The 15597-nt window shown below is 60.7% G+C and carries 15 protein-coding genes; 2 read left to right on the top strand and 13 right to left on the bottom strand.

The window, feature by feature from the left end; genetic code table 11:
* Nucleotides 1–134: 134 nt before the first annotated feature.
* Genes ACZ1JM_RS11015 through ACZ1JM_RS11050 form a run of 8 tightly spaced genes read right to left on the bottom strand, consistent with a single transcriptional unit; the run spans nt 135 to nt 6453 of the window.
* Nucleotides 135–1133 carry an ABC transporter substrate-binding protein gene (locus ACZ1JM_RS11015; RefSeq protein ID WP_465134841.1) on the bottom strand — a complete coding sequence of 333 codons (999 nt, stop codon included), beginning with the start codon at nt 1131–1133 and terminating at the stop codon, nt 135–137.
* On the bottom strand, nt 1130–1912 hold the full coding sequence (locus tag ACZ1JM_RS11020; RefSeq protein ID WP_465134842.1) for an SDR family oxidoreductase: 783 nt from the start codon (nt 1910–1912) through the stop codon (nt 1130–1132). Before ACZ1JM_RS11020 ends, ACZ1JM_RS11015 begins: the two co-directional genes overlap by 4 nt.
* A gap of 2 nt (nt 1913–1914) precedes the next feature.
* Complete coding sequence (locus ACZ1JM_RS11025) at nt 1915–2778, bottom strand: alpha/beta fold hydrolase (protein ID WP_465134843.1); 864 nt, start codon at nt 2776–2778, stop codon at nt 1915–1917.
* Entirely contained in the window at nt 2778–3332 is a 555-nt protein-coding gene (locus tag ACZ1JM_RS11030; RefSeq protein ID WP_465134844.1) for a cupin domain-containing protein, read from the bottom strand. The genes ACZ1JM_RS11025 and ACZ1JM_RS11030 overlap by 1 nt, the downstream gene beginning before the upstream one ends.
* Nucleotides 3333–3386: 54 nt before the next feature.
* Nucleotides 3387–4322: a VOC family protein gene (locus tag ACZ1JM_RS11035; protein WP_465134845.1), complete on the bottom strand. Its 936-nt coding sequence runs from the start codon at nt 4320–4322 to the stop codon at nt 3387–3389.
* Entirely contained in the window at nt 4298–5098 is an 801-nt protein-coding gene (locus tag ACZ1JM_RS11040) for an IclR family transcriptional regulator (protein WP_465134846.1), read from the bottom strand. Before ACZ1JM_RS11040 ends, ACZ1JM_RS11035 begins: the two co-directional genes overlap by 25 nt.
* Nucleotides 5099–5101: 3 nt before the next feature.
* Complete coding sequence (locus ACZ1JM_RS11045) at nt 5102–6136, bottom strand: Rieske 2Fe-2S domain-containing protein (protein WP_465134847.1); 1035 nt, start codon at nt 6134–6136, stop codon at nt 5102–5104.
* Complete coding sequence (locus tag ACZ1JM_RS11050; RefSeq protein WP_465134848.1) at nt 6133–6453, bottom strand: recombinase-like helix-turn-helix domain-containing protein; 321 nt, start codon at nt 6451–6453, stop codon at nt 6133–6135. Before ACZ1JM_RS11050 ends, ACZ1JM_RS11045 begins: the two co-directional genes overlap by 4 nt.
* 182 nt (nt 6454–6635) lie before the next feature.
* Between ACZ1JM_RS11050 and ACZ1JM_RS11055 the strand changes: the two genes are divergently transcribed.
* Together ACZ1JM_RS11055 and ACZ1JM_RS11060 are read left to right on the top strand one after the other, a co-directional pair.
* Complete coding sequence (locus ACZ1JM_RS11055) at nt 6636–7901, top strand: MFS transporter (RefSeq protein ID WP_465134849.1); 1266 nt, start codon at nt 6636–6638, stop codon at nt 7899–7901.
* Between the two features lie 2 nt (nt 7902–7903).
* Complete coding sequence (locus tag ACZ1JM_RS11060) at nt 7904–8737, top strand: SIR2 family NAD-dependent protein deacylase (RefSeq protein WP_465134850.1); 834 nt, start codon at nt 7904–7906, stop codon at nt 8735–8737.
* A gap of 15 nt (nt 8738–8752) precedes the next feature.
* On the opposite strand, the gene ACZ1JM_RS11065 is transcribed toward ACZ1JM_RS11060, so the two are convergent.
* Genes ACZ1JM_RS11065 through ACZ1JM_RS11085 form a run of 5 tightly spaced genes read right to left on the bottom strand, consistent with a single transcriptional unit; the run spans nt 8753 to nt 15574 of the window.
* Nucleotides 8753–9562 (bottom strand): IclR family transcriptional regulator, encoded by an 810-nt coding sequence (locus tag ACZ1JM_RS11065; RefSeq protein WP_465134851.1) that lies wholly within the window; start codon nt 9560–9562, stop codon nt 8753–8755.
* A gap of 55 nt (nt 9563–9617) precedes the next feature.
* On the bottom strand, nt 9618–11120 hold the full coding sequence (locus ACZ1JM_RS11070; protein WP_465134852.1) for an aldehyde dehydrogenase: 1503 nt from the start codon (nt 11118–11120) through the stop codon (nt 9618–9620).
* Between the two features lie 8 nt (nt 11121–11128).
* Nucleotides 11129–11920 (bottom strand): aspartate dehydrogenase, encoded by a 792-nt coding sequence (locus ACZ1JM_RS11075; RefSeq protein WP_465134853.1) that lies wholly within the window; start codon nt 11918–11920, stop codon nt 11129–11131.
* A gap of 2 nt (nt 11921–11922) precedes the next feature.
* Nucleotides 11923–13578 carry a thiamine pyrophosphate-binding protein gene (locus ACZ1JM_RS11080; RefSeq protein WP_465134854.1) on the bottom strand — a complete coding sequence of 552 codons (1656 nt, stop codon included), beginning with the start codon at nt 13576–13578 and terminating at the stop codon, nt 11923–11925.
* A 25-nt stretch (nt 13579–13603) separates the two neighbouring features.
* Nucleotides 13604–15574, bottom strand: a complete 1971-nt coding sequence (locus ACZ1JM_RS11085; RefSeq protein WP_465134855.1) for a glycoside hydrolase family 3 protein — start codon at nt 15572–15574, stop codon at nt 13604–13606.
* Nucleotides 15575–15597: the final 23 nt, after the last annotated feature.

The following is a 15597-nucleotide window of genomic DNA, read 5'->3' on the forward strand; positions in this document are numbered from 1 at the left end:
ATGGAACGTACGCCCGGCGTAACCGTAGCCGACCAACCCTGCGCGTACCGGGCGAACATCAGCGTTCATGATGATCTCAAGGCCTCCAACACGTTATAGATTGCCCTAACTTGGGACCAACCGGATATATCCAGCTATCGTCCGGTAAAACGGTTTGAATAGTAGTTTTGGCTTGGACGCCGACTTGCAATCAAGTTCCTGTTTAGAAGCTCGGTTTCCGCCGCCATGACGGTTGCTACGTTGAACGATCCGACATTTCTGGTGCTTCCGTAAACGTGGGAGCTCAGCAGTTTAAAGACGCGGACGATCTCCGCATGATTATAGCCGCTTTGGGGAACGGCAGCCTCATAGGCTGTCGCGGCGCTCTCCGGATCGGCAGCGATCTGCTTCAATGATTGCAAGGTAACCTGCACGAAGCGTCGCAGTACGTCGGGGCGTTTTGAAATCACCGTTTCAGATGCCATGATCGCCTGTGCCATCGCAGGATAGAATTCGTCCAGCTTGCGGTAACTGAGTTGCACGCCCGACCGCTCCGCCTTCACTCCCCAATCGACGGTTCCGACAAACCCGTCGATCTCTCTGGTCCCCAGTGCAGCGATCAGGTCGGTAGGGGGCCGCGAACGGGTGATGATATTCTTTCCTGTCGACGACATCCTCGCCGTTAGAATCTGCATAGCGTAATACGAAGTGTCGTTCAGTGATGGGACGTCTATCAGCTTCTGCGGGGCTATAGAGGCGGCATTTGCACCATCTTGACGCGTTATCAGCGTGAGGAAAGAGTGATGGCCTAGCAGCGCAATCCCTTTCACCGGAATGTTCGAGGCGCGCAGTAAAATTGGGGTGTCGCCGCTCGCACCACCAAGGTCGCCTTCCCCTTGTGCCAAGGCCTTCCCGACATTGAATCCGCCGGAAACAACTACAAACTTCACATCCAGCTTTGCCCGACGGTATTTGCCCTGCTGTTCCGCAAGTACAAATGGCGCGAATACGATCGCCTCCTTCGGGGCTGGAAGTAGATAGGTTACCTGATCATTCTGCCGAGCAACTGCGGACTGGACGAAACAAACGCTCACAACACCTGCCGCGATCAGCATGCAGCGGACGGAACGCGTCACAAGGCTGCGTATCATCATGCGAAACGCGAGACCCCGCCGGCAACTTCCAATGCTGCCCCGGTTATGAAGCCTGCTGCGGGGGAGGCCAGGAACACGATAGCGGCCGCCGTTTCCTCCGGCTCACCGAACCGTTCAAGCGGAATGTGCTTCTCACGGGCCAGGTCGGCCAGCCACTGTTTGTAGGTGACGCCCGGTGCCGCACGTTCCTTAAAGCGTCGCTCCCATTGTCCGCTGTTTACAGTTCCGATGAGGATCGAGTTCACGCGCACCTTCGGCGCAAGTTCCACACTCAGTGACTTGACCAGATTCTGCACCCCCGCCCGCGCGGCGGAGGTGCAGACCATGTGCGGTTCGGGCTGGCGGGCAAGCAGTGAGTTGACCACCACGATCGCCGGGGCGTCGCCCAATTCCAGAAGCGGAAGAAACGCACGCGTCGGGCGAATGATGCTATAGAATTTAAGGTTGAGTTCGGCGTCCCAGTCAGCATCCAGCGTATTGGCAAACGTACTCAGCCGCGCTTGACCCGCATTGTTGATCAGGACGTCGACTTTGCCGAAACGGCTGACGGCGCTTTGCGCAAGACCTTGCACCGCTTCTGGATCAAGCACGTCGCACACTTGCGCATGAAGACGATCTTCATGGCCAAGTTGTGCGGCCGCAGCGTGGAGCCTGTCGTGATCGCGTCCGCAGATCACGACATTCGCACCCTCGGCCAGAAGTTGGCGTGCAGTAGCCAGGCCAATGCCCGATGATCCACCAGTAACGACCGCTACGCGGCTTGAAAGCCCAAGATCCATGATCAATCTCGCATTTCTGTGGTGAGTTGGTGATCGGCCACATCCAGTATCGGTTGTATCGCCTTATTGAAGCGATCTGCGCCTTCGGTAGCGAACGCATGACCCAGGCCAGGAATCTCCATTCCCTTAGCGCTAACGAAGGCATTCGCGATATTGCGGCACCCTTCGGGTGGCGTCACCACGTCTTCGCCGCCCCAAATCACCAATCCGGGAACAGCAACGCCATCAAGCAAGTTGGGAAGATCAGAGGCTGCAAGCAGACGTACCGCCTGCTCATAACCGTCCGGATCGACTGACGCCATGGCGTCAAGAACCAAAGCCCGCACCTCCCTCGAAGCACGCTCCGTAAGCAAGCGCATGGCGCGCTCTTCTGCCATCCGCCGCGGCCCGAGTTCACGGATATCGGCAATCCGTTTGGAGATAGTCGGCGGCAATGTCGCACCCGGTGTTACACCATAGCCGGTCGCTGGGCTGGCAAGGACTAACGCGGCTACGCGAGTGGGTACCAGTCGGACGGCAGCCGTCGCCATTATTGCTCCGAGCGACTGCCCCACCAAAACGCATTGGTCTACTTCCAGTTCGTCCAGGAACCGCCACAGGGCCGCGCCGTAGTCATAGGCGTCCGGTGCCAGTTCGGGCAATGGAGCGCTACGTCCATAGCCAGGGGCATCCCATGCGATCACTCGTCGTTGAGACGCAAAAGTCTCCAACTGGCCCACCCAGCTACCGGCGTTGGAGCCGATGCCATGCAACAATACGAGAGGAAGGCCTGCTGCTCCACTATGATCACCGCCCGCCTCGCGCCAACTGAAGCCGGCATTCTCCTGCAGGGGTGCGATCACGTCGAGGCGAGCGCGCAGATCCATCAGGTGTCCGCGTTGATCGGCTTGGGGCGTTTAACCTTCGAAAGCGGATGCTCCGGCGGATAGGTCGGCGTTTCGGGAACATTGGTGCCAAGGCAGACAATCATCAACGCTTCTTCGATCCCTTCGTTGACGAGACCGCGATAGATACCTGCCGGAACCGAAACAAGATCACGCTCGCGCACGTACGTCTCGTAATACTCGCCTTCCGCCTCGAACATCAGTTTGACCTTGTTGCCCTTCAGGATGAAGAACACTTCCTCCACGTCGTCGTGCAGATGTAGCGGGCCTTCGCAGCCAGCAGGAAGAACCATGGTCGAAAACGTGAAGTGTTCGGCAGGTACAGTGTTGGTATCGGTGGACACACCCGTAGCGCCGGTACCGACATAGCGCATTTGGGCGCGCTTGTACTTGGGATCGAAGTCCGCCTGGAATTTTAGCGCGTTCCAATCGAGCTTGCGGGTTTCGTAGCGGGCAAGGCGACCATCGATCCACTCGGCGAGCGTCTTGCCTTCCGGCACCAGCTTGTTGCGCACGGGCGCGGCGGTTTCTTCCATCTTCGTTCTCCTGAAGGCACGGTGTCAGGCGTGATACGCCTGTGAGAGTAGGGGTTAGGCGCTGCGCGCCTGCCGACGGGTGTTGCCATCGATACCGCCCGCGATCGCCCATTCGGCAAACAATTCGGGCTTGCGTTCAAACTCGCTGGGCACCCAATCCGCAGTGCAATAGTCGTCATCGGCATAGAACTCCCACGAACCGCCCATGGGGCTGCGGAAGTACCAGAAATAGGCGGATGAGATCGGATGCCGACCCGGCCCGATGTCCGTCACCCAGCCTTTTGCGCTCATCGAAAGCCCACTGCCGAAGACCTCGTGAATATTGCCGACGGTGAAGGCGACGTGATTGACGCCAGGCTTTCCGGGCCGGCGCAGCACGAAGGCGTCGTGATGCGGTCCGGGTGTCCGGCAGCGCAGGAATGCGGCGTGGCCTGGGTAGCTGTCACTCACCACGAAGCCGAGGCGATTGGTGAAGAAATCCAGCGTGGCATCCAGATCATCAATGAACAGCACGACATGACCGATGCCGATGGGCGCGGGCCTAGTGTAGATCGTCGAGCGAGCATCGACACGGTTGGCCTGACCGGGGCCGTTGACGAGTTGCAGGTCGGCAGCCACGTCGCCTCTACGACGCACGCGAAAGTGATGGGTGAATCCCGCTGGGTCCTTGATGCTGAGCAGGTCGTTTGCATCCCGCCAAGCGTCGTTTCCAAGGCGCTGGGCGAGGGCAGCCAATTCAGCCTCATCGGATACACCCCAGGTGACTGCCCGCAAACTGGCGCCTTCCTCCACCCCCGGTGCAAGCGCCGGATCATCGCAGAGGCGCACTTCGATTTCGGACCGATCCCGGGTGATGCGGCGCAGACATGCATCGTCGCTACCCGCGTCGGCAAGTCCCCAATCGTCCATGAAGCGAGCGGCCTCGACCAAGTCAGCGGTCGAAAACTGAACAGCTTCGATCCCGGTCAGGCCACTGTGATGCTGGGCCATTCATGTTCTCCATTCGAAATGATCGCGGACACGGGCGATCCGCCTATGAGCGCCGAAATGGTATTGGCCGCTTCCAACACTGCCGCACGCACACGTTCCGCCTCGACGGCGGTCGCCCCCGCTCGCGTTGCGTTGATCGCAGCGGAAAGCTGGGCGCTTCTATCGCGTACCGGGGCGGCGACGGCCGCGAGGCCTGTCTCATAATAACCATCGCTGGTCAGGCAGGCAGCGTTGCGGTCCAAGTTCAACTGCCGAACAAGCGCCTGAAACGACGATGGCAACTCGTTACCCCGGTCGTTGAAAACGTATCCGTCATAAAGCGTTGCCAGGTCTGCCTCATTCAGGCCCGTCAGGAGCACCCTGCCCATCAACGTCGCATGAGCTGGCAGCGAAGTGCCCACCGACACATTCTCCGTGATCGCACCTTTTCCAAGGCAGCGCACAAGATAAATGATCGATGTTCCCTGCCGCACCGCCAGGTGTGTGGTCCAGCCTGTGGTCGCGCTCAGGGCCTCGAGAACGGGCTGCCCCAACAGGACGATATCCTGCGACGCCAGGTATTCGTGCCCCAAAAGCAGTACGCCGGCCGCCAGCGCATAACGGCCGTCGCGATCCCGCTGCAACAGATTCAACGCGACCATTTCGGTCAGGAGCCGGTGCAGGCTGGAACGTGGAATACCCAGCGTCGCGCCGATCTCCGTCGCTGCCATCCGGGATCGCTCCCGATCGAACTGGCGAAGAACGGCAAGGCCGCGTTCGAGCGATGACTCGGGCATCGGTCAGGCCTGCTCATGCTCACATGCGGCCGCGCGACGGTCGTCGGCGATCTCCGCCGCAGCCAACTGATCCAGCATGCGGCGCAGGCGAACGATGCCGCCATCATGAGCGTAAAGTGCTTCATGCTCGCGGGCGCTGTCGTCCATTGCTTCGAGAATCAGACGATCCTGTTCAAGGACGTCCCAGTGCAGCGATTCCAGGCGCGCTCGGTACAAGAATTTCCACGCATTCCGCTGCCAGCCGGAGACCTTGCGGCACCGCCAGAAAAACACCCTGCAGCTCGTCTCGTCCACCGGCACCACCATGCCGACGATGCCGAACGATCCGCCGGGACCTGCCGCCTTGCCGTAAGGAATGGAAAGACGCAGCCATAGAGCGCCGGTAAGCCCCACTTCGGTCCAGTCGAAGTTTACCCCGGCCTGGTTGGTCTTCTCGAACACGAAGCCGGTATCGGTTTCGCGCGCTCGCATGGTCGCCGTCTTGTCGCCTTGCGCCATCGAGTGGCTCTGCGCATGAAGGTAAGCGCCGTGCATCGGGTCCATGACGTTGTCGACCGCGTAGCGCCAGTTGCAGTTCCAATGCGCAGTGCACAGAATGTCGGCCCATTCGCCGCCCGAAATCTCTTCGGGAAGCTCCAGCGGCGTGGGCTCGCCCTCCCCGAACCAGAGAAAAATCGCACCGGCCCGCTCGACAGCGGGGAATGCACGATTAAGCTGGCGGCCCTTCATCACGCACTTGGCAAGCGCAGGGATATCCTCGATCCGGCCTTCGCCGTTGACCTCGACGCCGTGATACCAACATGCCACCCGGTCACCAAGATTCCAGCCCATCGACAGACGCGCACCACGGTGGGGGCAACGATCGTCGATCGCCTTGATTCCACCTTCGGCGTCACGCCACAGAACGATTCTTTGCGAGAGGCGAGTGAGACCGAGAGGCGCCTTTTGCAGCATCCAGCTCGGCGCGACGGGATACCACATCTCGCGCAGACCTTCGTTCAGTCGCGCGGCGGCGGTCAGATCGGATGAAGCATTCATACCGCAATGTCTCCTGCAACATGCTGGAACAACGCCCCGCCAAGCCGATCCAATTCGGCCTCAAGGCTGCCCTCGGTCCAAGCGGAACCCGCACGATCCACGATGCCGCCTTCGTTCAAAGCTAACACAAGCTCCGGCAACTCGAACGCGCCGCCATCGAAAGCCGTGGTGAGCGCCAATGCCAGAGCCTCTTCGAACGGTTCGAGCGCCCGGCCGCGAGTCTGAAAAACGAAGTTCTCGATCTTGCCGGGCTCTTCGATGAAACGTCCACCGGCTTTGGCATCCGCACTTCCGGCAAGAAACTCATTATACAGCATCGCAATCTCAATGTTTGATATATGAACTACTGTCTACTATGTGGGAAATGTGGCTCAAGGCTCTGTGTGTGTCAAGCCGTGCCTTTTGAAAGCTTTGGCTGCCTATAATTCCGACTTCCCAAGCCTCATTGTTTGACATAGGAATTACAAGTCTCACTTATGATACATAAGGGTCGTGAATAATGGCGCCTGAAAGCGTTCCTTCGCCGGAATCAAATCTTGGCTATCCCGGATGGCGCGTGCTGGTTGCTGCCGTAATCGGCCTTGCGTTCAGTCCGGGACCGATGATTTTTGGCACCTTCGGATTATTCGCCCCGCACCTTGCCGCCGATACCAACTGGAGTCGCGGCGCGATCATGCTGGCGTTGACTTTCTTTAACATCGCCGGAGTCCTTGCCTCGCCCCTGACTGGATCGGCGCTCGACAAGCATGGTGTACGCCGACTTCTTTTTCCTGCCACGATCGCCTTGGCGCTCGGGTTTCCCGTTCTTGCATGGTTGGCGGGCAGCCTGCCCATATTCTATGGCGTTGCCTTTGTGTGGGGCGCGACGACTGTAGCCACTCAAAGCATCAGCTATTCGAAACTCATCACCGGATGGTTCGTCCACCACCGCGGCCTCGCTATTGGTATCGCGGCAGCGGGATTGGGCGTGGGCTACGTGATCATGCCGCTGGTTGCCGGCGCGATGCTATCGGCTTTTGACTGGCGAGTGGCGATGTCGTCATTGGCGGTGCTGGTGATGGTCGTGCCATTTCTCTGCAATCTGGTGCTGTCACGACCGGCTCCCGAAATGCCTGTCGCCGCCACATCTTTCCTGTCTGGCCTGACCCTGACCGAAGCGCGGCGGACACGGGAATTTGCTCTGATGGCAACGGCCATCCTTCTGGCGTCGGTGGCGCTGACCGGGATCGTGCCGCATATTTCACTCCTTGCTCTGGATCATGGCCTGTCGACCGGGCAGGCCGCTGCAGTGGCTTCAGCCTATGGCCTTTCCACTATCGTGGGCCGCGTGCTAGTCGGGTGGCTTGCCGATCATTTCCCCGTGCCGCGCGTCGCCATTGCATTCTTTGCCTGCTCTGCGGCTGGGTTTATCCTGGCCGTCACGGTAGGCGCCACGGCAGGCTTGCCCATGCTGATCCTGGTCGCGCTGACGATCGGGCTGGGCTTCGGGGCTGAGAGTGACATCATCGCCCTGTTCATCAGCCGTTATTTCGGCCAGCGATCTTTCGCAGCCATCTATGGCTATCTGTTGGCAGCATTTCTGGTCGGTTCGTCGATAGGCCCCGCGCTGTTTGGCTTCGTCCGCGATGCCAGTGGCGGGTATGGAGTGGTGATGACGATCGCAACGGGATTGATGGGTGCGGCATGCCTTGCTCTGGCAATGCTGCCCGTCGCTGTTCGTCGCCCGGATGCCGTCGATCCTGCTACGACCTTGGTGCACTCATGATTGTGGCCAGCTTTGAAGAACTTGCTGCAGCGGTGCGGGATCGCCGGGTCCTGCTTTTCGCCGGTGCGGGTCTGTCGATGAGCGTCGGGTTGCCTTCGTGGCATGAACTGATCGATCATATGAAACGCGAGTTGGGACTGGAAGGGATGCCGCACCAGTCGGGGTGGAGTTACCAGACTCTATCGGAATACTACCGGCTGAAGAACGGAAGCATCGGGCCTTTGCGCAGCTGGATGGACCGCACCTGGTCCGTATGCAGCGATCGCGTGAAAGAGTCGGAACTCCACAAGATCATCGTCGATCTGGATTTTCCGCTGGTCTACACCACCAACTACGACAACAACCTGGAGATCGCGTACCAGGCGCACGGGCGCGAGTTCGTGAAAGTCGCAAACACCAGCGACATCGTCAACGCCGAGCGTGGACTGCCGCAGATCGTCAAGTTCCATGGTGATTTTGACGACGATGAATCACTGGTCCTTGCTGAGACGGATTATTTCCGACGCCTCGCCTTCGACTCACCGTTAGACATCAAGTTCAAGGCCGATGCGATGGGCCGAACCCTGCTATTCCTTGGCTATAGCATGTCGGACCTCAACATTCGCATGCTACTCTATCGGTTATGGCAGATGTGGCAGGAATCGGGACGCGAGCGCGATCGACCGCCCTCTTTCGTCTTCTCTCCCAAGCAGGATCCGGTTCAGCAGATGGTCCTGAGCCAGTGGGGCATCCGCGTGTTGCATGAAAGAGCCGAACATCCATCCGAAGCAACGCTCAAGTTCTTGCGCCGCCTGCGTGATGCGGTAGCCAATGGCGTTGGCGCCGAATTAAAATAGCCTGCGACTAGCGGGTTAGCCCGCCGCACCTGCGCGATGGCCCAGCCCACGTGATATCTCCATCCCGGCCCGCTCCACTTGCGTGGAGATTCTGCCTTCGAACGTCTCCCGGTCGAAAGAGTTGATCGGACAACTGATGGAAATCGCCGCAGACACCTCGCCGGAAGCATCGTAGATCGGCACGGCAACGCTGGCTACGTTACGATCATAAAAACCCCAGCTCACCACCGTCCCGCGTTTACGATCCTGTTCGACAAGGCTGACCAGATCGCCCATGCTTCCGGGTGTAGCATCGGTATATCTGGTGAATTCGAAGGTGTCGTATAGCGCGACGACGTCTGACAGGCTCATATTAGCCAAAAGTACGCGTCCCGGCGCAGTGGCATGGGCCGGCAAACGCGACCCGACCGTCACGGCGCTGATCAGGCTGGTGTTGCCTTGAAAACGAGCGATATATACGGCATCGCGGCTTTCCCGCACCACGAGGTGTGTCGACGTGCCGGTATCGTCGCGCAAGCGTGCGAGGATCGGATTGGCAACTTCGATCAGGTCCTTGCCCGCCAGAAAGCTATAGCCCAGTTCCAGCACCCGGCTGCCCAATTGGTACCGTTTGCCGTCCGCGACGCGGCGCAAGTAGCCCGCGTACTCCAATGTGTAGACGAGGCGGAATGCTGTCGAACGCGTCGCGCCGATCTGGCGTGCGACTTCAGCGACCGTCTGCTCCTGCCGCTCACGCGTAAAACTTTGAAGAACCTGCAAACCCCGGACGAGGCCGGGCACGATATAGCGTTCGTCAACATCCGGCGAGATTTCGGGCTGGGTCATCGTGTCTCGATTACTGAACAGGTACCCAAGTCTTTGACCCGCAAAACTTGAGCGATCAACCCCAGCCTATCGGTTCCTGCGACATTCCCCAGTAAATCGCTTTCTGATTCATGTAGGATTGCACCCAGCGCCGTCCTTTTTCACGCCCCAAACCGCTGTCCTTCACGCCGCCGAACGGGGTTGAGGAACTGAACTGCTTGTAGGTGTTGATCCAGACCGTACCCGCATCGATCCGACGAGCAACGCGCCATGCGGCCTTGTAGTCGCGCGTCCATATTCCGCAGGCGAGGCCGTATTCGTTGTCATTGGCCTGCCGGATCAGATCTTCCTCGTCTGTCCAAGACATCACGGCAAGCACCGGGCCAAACACTTCCTCGCGGCAGATCGTGTCGGTGTTCGCCACGTTGTCGAGGATCGTCGGCGGATACCATGCCCCGTTTGCAAATTCACCACGCGGAATTTCACCGCCGCATAGAACCCGTGCCCCTGCCGCGACCGCAGAGTTCACCATGGCGGCCACATGATCGCGATGACGATGATGAATCATGGGCGCCATCTGCGTGCCAGGGGCATCACCCCGGCCCATGCGTAAAGCCTTGGCGCGCTCCACCAGACGGCCGACAAAACCCTCACGAACGCTCTCGTGAACGAACAGACGGGAGCCCGCGATGCACGATTGGCCGGTGGAACTGAACACGCCATAAAGCACGCCTGCGATAGCTTCGTCGAGATCGGCATCGGGAAAGACGATGGTGGGCGATTTGCCGCCCAGCTCCAGCGAAACCGGCATCAGCTTGGTCGCGGCAATTTCCGCGATGCGAACGCCGGTTACCGTGCCTCCGGTGAATGAAACCTTCTTGACCAGTGGATGACGGACCAGGGCATCGCCGATTACCTTTCCGGGCCCGGGAAGAACGGAAAGCAGCCCTTCGGGAAGACCAGCGGCGTAGGCAAGTCGCGCAAGGAATAGCGAAACCAGCGGTGTCCATTCGGCGGGCTTAAGGATCACGGCATTCCCCGCCGCCAACGCGGGTGCGACCTTCTGGGCGTCGCTGGCGATCGGGGAATTCCAGGGCGTGATGGCGGCCACCACACCCAGCGGTTCATGGACCGACATCGTCAGCCACGGCCCACGCGACGGGGTCAGTTCCTCGTCCATCGTCTCGAGGGTGGCCGCGACATAGCGAAACGTGCCTGCCGCCGAAAGCGCCAGAGCGCGCGTCTCGGTCAACGTTTTGCCCGTGTCGCGCGTCTGAAGCGCACTGATGGCATCGACGTGGGCCTCTATGGCATTGCCAATCCGGTAGAGCACGCGGGCACGTTCATGAGGCTTGAGATCACGCCAGGATGGAGCGGCCACCGCGTCGTGACCCATGGCTACCGCTTCCTCGACATCGTCGAGCCCCGCAATGCCGTAGTCGGCAACGAGTGTGTTATCCGTCGGATCGATGCTGCGCGCGGTACCGCCAGTGCCCATCCTGAACAGACCACCCAAACATATCTGGGTGAAATCGACCTGATCGGAGGTGAGCAATGAAGGCATAGGCAAATCGGTCATGGAAATCCTCAGATCACGATCGGGGCGGCCATGCCGTGGAGCAGCCGCACGATGCTGTGCGCGGTGAGCGCGGAAGTCTTGGGATTGGCGGCAGACGGCGACCCGGCAATGCGCACCTCGAAGGACCCATCGGCGCCTTCAAAGCTCAGTTCGTGGACATTGGTTGCGATCGTCGGGTCTGCGACCAGTTCGACCTCGGTGCGATCAAACCCGATGCCCGCCAGCGCAACGGTGGCCGCGACGTTGGAATTCTTGGGATACGCGAGGGCTGCGGCCCGCGCGTCGCCACGAAAGAAGACGACCGGTTCAGTCAACGCTACGAGGTCCACCAACGTTTCGGCGGGTGTACCGCGCCACGCCAGCGCTGGCTTGCGTCCGACATAGCGCACACGGTCCAGCCCCCCGAAGCGTGCGGCGGAAAGGCCTTCGATCCCTGCCATCGCGCCTGACGCGAGGACCAGTTGAGCCCCCCCGGCCTCAGCCGCTGCTGACAGTTCCTGCGCCAGCACCGGATCAGCCAGCGCGCCGGTCGACACAATCATGATCGGCAGGCCAGCGCGCAGCACCTCCGCGCCGTATGCGCGCACGGCCTCGTGTCCCGCACACTCGACAATGATGTCGGGCGCGCGTTCCAGCAGTTCTGCTACGGTCTCGACCCGAAGTGTTTCGTCCAGCCCCTCACGCGGACACCGCGCAAGGATCCCGACCACCCGTGATCCCGCACCCAACGCAGCACGAACGGCGCGGGAGATTCCACCGTCTCCGATCAGGCCAACGCGCGGGGGTGCGATGCTCGCCATGGTCAATCCTTGCGCGGCGGGCCGGCGAACGCCTGCGGGTAGGCGCCGATGGAGAGCATGTCGATCTCGACAATGGCCGCCCCCGGCTTGGTACGGGCACGGTCGAGCGCTGCGCCGACTTCGGCAATGTCGCTCACCTTTTCATGACGAAGGCCGATCGAGGCGGCAACCATCGCGAAGTCCGGCACGCGGATGTTGGAGTAGTGGCGGCGGCCGCCGTACTCGACATCCTGGATATTGCGGATCACGCCATATCCCTTGTCGTTCATCAGCACGAGAGTGACGTCCGGGTCTTCCTCGGCCAAGGTAGCCAATTCGCCCAGGCAAAGCGTCAGGCCGCCGTCGCCACTTAGCGCATATGCCCCGCCGGGAGTTCCGAAAGCGGCTCCGATGGCCATCGGTAGACCCTGTCCGATGCCGCCACCGACGGCGTGGACACCTGCACGGGTATTGCCGATCCGAAGGAAGCGGTTGCCCCACATGGAATTCGAAATCGTCACATCGCGAACCCATGCCGCGTCATCCGGGATGCGCGCCTGAATCTCGTCGACGAGGCGATCGTACGCCCCCAGGCTGGTGCGCATGCCGGTATGCATGGTCACCCGCGCCGCTCCAACTGTCTGCGCCCATGTCGCGTCGTAAGTGCGGTCGCCCAACGCTTCGAGCAGCCCGTTGAATGTCGCTTTCACGTCGCCGTGGATGAACAGGTCGTTGGCATAGCTGCGGCCGTCAGAGGTGGGATCGGCATCGATCACCGCAACCTTGGCTGGCAGCCGCAACTTGTAGATCCAGGTTTCGTTACCGCGCAAGCGTGAACCAGCGACGATCATGAGATCGGCGTCATCGTACAGGGCCTGCACTTCCTTCGTGCAGTTGAAAGCTCCCAGAGACATGGCGTGGGTTTCATCGACCACGCCGCGCCCGTTGGTCGAGGTGACGATAGCAATGCCCTTGTCCGCCAGCGCGGTCGCTTCTGCCTCGGCACCACGCGCGCCGCCACCCAGCAGGATCACCGGCTTTTTCGCGGCCGCAAGCATCGTGGCAAGAGTAGCGATCTTCTCCACGTCGGTTTGCGGGCGCTTGGGCGAAAGCTCAGGCAGAACGGCGGGCATGGCCATCGGGGCCGCTTGGACGTCCACCGGGATTTCGATGGAAACGGGGCCAGTCGGTGCAGACAACGCCGCCTCTGCGGCGGCAACCATGATCTCCACCACCTGACCCGGTGACGTGATACGGAAAGCGGCCTTTGACACGGCGCCCAGCATCTGCATCTGTGCAGGTGCTTCGTGGATGTAGGCGCGATTGAGGTCGAGATGTTCCAACTCTACCTGCCCGGTGATGTGCATGACCGGCGAACCGGCCGTCAATGCCTCCACCATGGCACCCGCGGCATTACCGGCGGCCGTACCGGTGCTGGTAAAAGCGACGCCAAGATTGCCAGTGACGCGGGCGTGGGCATCCGCCATGTTAAGTGCGCCAGCTTCGCCGCGAGCGGGGATGTAGCGGATTGCTCCTTGCTCGCCAATCGGGTCGAGGATCGGCATGTTGTGGATGCTGATCACACCGAAGACGTGACTTACGCCCCAATGGGCCAGCAACCGCGCGATCAGTGCACCTACGGTAGTCTGCGTCTCGATAGTCGCGCCAGATTCAGTCATTGGGGTGTCGATCACTTCCATGATGTCAGTTTTTCCGGGCAGGATAGGAAAGGCCGAAGCCGAAAGGATATGCGGCGCGGGCGAAGTCGAAAGGAACGTCCTCAGCCTGCCGCTCGACGGAAGCTGCATCGGCGGGGAGAGCGAAAGGCAGTTTGCCGCTTGGATTGAATGCGCCGGTCAGCACGTCCGCAAGCGCATCATCGCCGGAGCCGAATGTAGCGATGATGCCGGGCACAGTATCGATGAATTCGGCCAGCACCGCCGGGCGCTCCATGCTCATGACGACCACCACCGGTTTGCCGGTGGCGACGGCCTTGCGGATCATCGCCAGCTCACTCGCATTATCGGCTCCGGCGAAGACCGGGGTGCCTTCGTGGGTTTTCACGAAGAAGGCCTGTCCGGTTTTGTTGTCGGCATAGGGCGCATTCACCTTGACGACGATAACATTCGCCTTCGCGGCATCCGTCGTGCGACCCGCAAGGGCCTGCGGAATGGCCGTGAACCCTTCGAGCGCCACCGTGCTGCCTGGCGCCAGCGGCAAGACGTTCGATACGTTCTTCAGCAGCACGATGGACTTTCGCTGCGCCAATTCGCCAGCCGCCACGTATTCCGGCGCCTTGACGATGCGTTGCGCTGCGTTGGGATCCACATAGGGGTTCTCGAACAGCCCCATGGCGAACATCGGCTCAAGCACACGTTGGACCGATACGTCGATACGTTTCTCGGTGAGTTTGCCCTGCTTGACGAGGTCTACGATATACGACGTCTCGTGTTCGCCCCCAAGCTGGTCAATACCGGCCCAGACCATCCGCCGCTCGCGCTCGATCTTGGGTTGGTCTTCAAGGCCCCACGGCTGGGCATGCATCCAATCAGTGATCGCCACGCCCTTGAAGTGCATCTTTGTGCGCAGCAGGTCCGTCATTACCTTTCGAGAAAAGTTCGTGGCGACGTCGTCGATCCACGTGGGAACGCCATAGCTGCCCATCGCAAACGCTACGTTGGCGCGGAACGATGGAGCGAATGAGTCGTAGTGCAGTTTCCACTGACGCCCCGGATACACGAACCGCTTGCCATAGGGGTTGTGCGGATCGAAGCCATTTTCAACCGGGCCGTCTCCCGGAAAATGCTTCACCGTCGCCATGATCCCATTCGGACCAAGACGCTTACCCTGCGCGCCCAGAATAAACTGCGCCGCATACTCGCCGTTTAGCTTTGCGTCCTCGCCGAACGTGCCGGGGATACGGTTCCACCGTGGTTCGCTGGCTACATCCGCCATTGGGTTGAGGATCATGCGAAAGCCCATTGCGCGCAGTTCCGCCGAGGAGATCTCACCGAACTGGCGTACAAGTGCCGGATCGCGCGCAGCGCCCAGGCCGATCTGATCGGGCCAGCTTGACGTAATCTTCACCCGGTCCGGCGGCGGCAGCGCGCCACCCGGCAGGCGATTGGTGGTATGGATGGGATCGGCACTGAACACGATGGGAATGCCAAGGCGGCTGCCTTCAGCCATCTCCTGAAGTGCATTCGCCCAGCGCGCAGCATCGGCCGGAGCGCCTCCGGGCGACGTCATGATGTATCGCACATGCCGGTTCAGGATCAGATCGCGCGGGCTTGGTTTGTCAGCGCGATCGAAACCGGGCACCCCTGCCACGTTGACCGGCGGCTTCAGAGCGCCTGGCGGCGGCGGAGCCAGCTGATCCAGGACGGTTCCGCCCGGTCCGAAATAGCCGGAGTTCACAGCGTGCATCATCATGCCGGCTTTTTCCGGCACCGTCATGCGCGCGGTCAGATCCCTTGCGCGCTTGACCGCAGGCAGGCGCCAATCTTCGTAAGGATCGAGCCTGCCATTGCGATCAAGGTCGCGAAACCGCAATCCGTCAACCGTCAGGATCGGAGCCGACCGCACGCCGATCTCCGGCTGCGTCGCCCCCGCCTCGCGGGCTGCCGCGGGATGGCTGGCGAGCGCCGCGGCGACAAGGGCCAGGATGGACGTCATGCGCTGCATGTTGGAACTCCGGT

The sequence above is a fragment of the Novosphingobium sp. BL-S-24 genome, from assembly GCF_055521575.1.

What these genes read in the sequence shown, in the direction of transcription:
- ACZ1JM_RS11040 (WP_465134846.1), bottom strand. Translation starts at nt 5,098, where the DNA reads ATGCCCGAGTCATCGCTCGAACGCGGCCTTGCCGTTCTTCGCCAGTTC.
- ACZ1JM_RS11075 (WP_465134853.1), bottom strand. Translation starts at nt 11,920, where the DNA reads ATGGCGAGCATCGCACCCCCGCGCGTTGGCCTGATCGGAGACGGTGGA.
- ACZ1JM_RS11085 (WP_465134855.1), bottom strand. Translation starts at nt 15,574, where the DNA reads ATGACGTCCATCCTGGCCCTTGTCGCCGCGGCGCTCGCCAGCCATCCC.
- ACZ1JM_RS11025 (WP_465134843.1), bottom strand. Translation starts at nt 2,778, where the DNA reads ATGGATCTGCGCGCTCGCCTCGACGTGATCGCACCCCTGCAGGAGAAT.
- ACZ1JM_RS11065 (WP_465134851.1), bottom strand. Translation starts at nt 9,562, where the DNA reads ATGACCCAGCCCGAAATCTCGCCGGATGTTGACGAACGCTATATCGTG.
- ACZ1JM_RS11045 (WP_465134847.1), bottom strand. Translation starts at nt 6,136, where the DNA reads ATGAATGCTTCATCCGATCTGACCGCCGCCGCGCGACTGAACGAAGGT.
- ACZ1JM_RS11015 (WP_465134841.1), bottom strand. Translation starts at nt 1,133, where the DNA reads ATGATGATACGCAGCCTTGTGACGCGTTCCGTCCGCTGCATGCTGATC.
- ACZ1JM_RS11070 (WP_465134852.1), bottom strand. Translation starts at nt 11,120, where the DNA reads ATGACCGATTTGCCTATGCCTTCATTGCTCACCTCCGATCAGGTCGAT.
- ACZ1JM_RS11020 (WP_465134842.1), bottom strand. Translation starts at nt 1,912, where the DNA reads ATGGATCTTGGGCTTTCAAGCCGCGTAGCGGTCGTTACTGGTGGATCA.
- ACZ1JM_RS11080 (WP_465134854.1), bottom strand. Translation starts at nt 13,578, where the DNA reads ATGACTGAATCTGGCGCGACTATCGAGACGCAGACTACCGTAGGTGCA.
- ACZ1JM_RS11055 (WP_465134849.1), top strand. Translation starts at nt 6,636, where the DNA reads ATGGCGCCTGAAAGCGTTCCTTCGCCGGAATCAAATCTTGGCTATCCC.
- ACZ1JM_RS11050 (WP_465134848.1), bottom strand. Translation starts at nt 6,453, where the DNA reads ATGCTGTATAATGAGTTTCTTGCCGGAAGTGCGGATGCCAAAGCCGGT.
- ACZ1JM_RS11030 (WP_465134844.1), bottom strand. Translation starts at nt 3,332, where the DNA reads ATGGAAGAAACCGCCGCGCCCGTGCGCAACAAGCTGGTGCCGGAAGGC.
- ACZ1JM_RS11035 (WP_465134845.1), bottom strand. Translation starts at nt 4,322, where the DNA reads ATGGCCCAGCATCACAGTGGCCTGACCGGGATCGAAGCTGTTCAGTTT.